This window comes from Treponema sp. R80B11-R83G3 (genome assembly GCF_054786115.1).
This window is the reverse complement of sequence record NZ_BDHF01000462.1, coordinates 1-495: the sequence shown is the minus strand read 5'-3', so window position 1 is coordinate 495 and position 495 is coordinate 1. Positions and strand designations below refer to the sequence as shown.

The following is a 495-nucleotide window of genomic DNA, read 5'->3' as shown; positions in this document are numbered from 1 at the left end:
ACCACCATTGGGGATTGGGTTTTTTCCGGTTGCGCCAGCCTTGCCAGCGTAACCATACCCGCCGGCGTTACCAGTATCGGTGATTACGTTTTTTCTAGTTGTACCAGCCTTGCCAGCGTAACCATACCCAACAGCGTTACCAGCATAGGGGATTCTGCTTTTAGCAATTGCGCACTTACCAGCGTAACCATACCCGCAAGCGTTACCAGCATCGGGGATTGGGCTTTTTCCGGTTGCGCCAGCCTTGCCAGCGTAACCATACCCGCCGGCGTTACCAGCATCGGGGGTTACGCTTTTTACGGCTGCACCGGCCTTGCCAGCGTAACCATACCCGCCGGCGTTACCAGCATTGGGGATAACGCTTTTCGCGGTTGCGCCAGCCTTGCCAGCGTAACAATACCCGACAGCGTTACCAGCATCGGGGGTTACGCTTTTTACGGCTGCACCGGCCTTGCCAGCGTAACCATACCCGCCGGTGTTACCAGCATTGGGGAT

1 protein-coding gene is annotated in these 495 nt (G+C 56.8%); it reads left to right on the top strand.

The window, feature by feature from the left end; genetic code table 11:
• Positions 1 to 495 (top strand): leucine-rich repeat domain-containing protein (locus ACYVRH_RS14470; protein WP_461257567.1); only part of this gene is annotated, 495 nt, incomplete at both ends.